Annotated in this window: 1 protein-coding gene and 1 pseudogene; both read left to right on the top strand. The window is 57.4% G+C overall.

The genetic code is table 11. The features are described from left to right. Positions 1-112: 112 nt before the first annotated feature. Positions 113-358 (top strand): IS66 family insertion sequence element accessory protein TnpB, encoded by a 246-nt coding sequence (gene tnpB / locus Q5Y71_RS16820; RefSeq protein WP_306043230.1) that lies wholly within the window; start codon positions 113-115, stop codon positions 356-358. A gap of 25 nt (positions 359-383) precedes the next feature. Then, positions 384-1216, top strand: a pseudogene (locus tag Q5Y71_RS16815) (transposase); the annotation flags it as partial.

The following is a 1216-nucleotide window of genomic DNA, read 5'->3' as shown; positions in this document are numbered from 1 at the left end:
CTTCCAGGCACCGATGTGCTGCTGCCAGAAATCAGATTTACTATGAGTGGCCATTTCAATCTCCTGATCGTTAAAAATCAGGAGAGTAGAGAAAAACTGGTCGGTCTTTCAGATGGGGTTACTTGATCGCTTACAGTACTTCGTCTTCATCAATCGCCGCAAGACCATGATGAAGGTGCTGTACTTCGAGCCCTCCGGCTACTGCCTGTGGAGCAAGCGGCTGGAGCAGGGCCAGTTCCCGGTGCGCTCTTCAGCATCGGGATGTCGCTGGTTGAGCTGGTCCGATCTGCAGCTGATCCTCGACGGTATCGAGGTGCAGAAATCTCGAAAATTAAAACGCTATCAGCACAATCCATAGTGCCATCTTGATATAATCCAGCCCCATGAAACGCGCTGAAGACACTCCCGAAATTTTCTCCGAAGAGGCCCGCCAGGACCACGCAATCCTGTCTGCCGAGCTGCAGGAAAATGCACGTCTGCGCGAAGAGAATACGGCGCTTAAAAACCGCCTTGCCTGGCTGGAGAAACAGATCTTCGGCCAGAAGTCGGAAAAGCGTCTGGCGGAAGCCAATCCCCATCAGCCCTCCCTGCTCGGTGCCGCCACTGAACCGGCCCCGGCGGAAGGCGAGAAGATCACCGTTACCTACGAGCGCGGCAAGGCACCCAAGCAGCGCGACGAGGACTGCGTCAATGACAGCGGTCTGCGCTTCGGCCCGGACGTGCCGGTGCAGGTGATTGAGCAGACCCCGCCGGAGTTCACAGGACCCGACGAGGACCAATATGAGGTGATCGGTACCAAGACCACCCACCGTCTGGCCCAGCAACCGGCCAGTTACGTGGTGCTGGAATATCGCCGCCCGGTCTTGAAGCGCAAGGGCGAGAATAAGCCGCTGCCCAGCTCGGCACCGACCAACGTGCTCGACAAAAGCATCGCCGACGTCAGCTTCCTGGTGGGCATGTTGGTGGACAAGTTCCAGTACCATCTGCCGTTGTACCGCCAGCACCAGCGCTTGGGACAGGCGGGGATCACTCTCAGCCGCGCCACCCTCACCAACCTGTGCAAGCGCGCGATTGAGTTACTGCGCCCATTGCTGCGGCACAGTTGCTCAGTATTCTGCAAAGCTGGGTACTGGCCATGGACAAAACGCCAATCAAAGTAGGCAAGAGCGGTAACGGCAAAATGAAACAGGGCTACTTCTGGCCCCTGTACGGCGAA

It is taken from the genome of Microbulbifer sp. 2205BS26-8, from assembly GCF_030731025.1.
Classification (GTDB): Bacteria; Pseudomonadota; Gammaproteobacteria; order Pseudomonadales; family Cellvibrionaceae; genus Microbulbifer; species Microbulbifer spongiae.
Note: the sequence above shows the minus strand (reverse complement) of the source record. Positions and strands in the feature narration are given on the sequence as shown.

What these genes read in the sequence shown, in the direction of transcription:
- tnpB (WP_306043230.1), top strand. Translation starts at nt 113, where the DNA reads ATGGGGTTACTTGATCGCTTACAGTACTTCGTCTTCATCAATCGCCGC.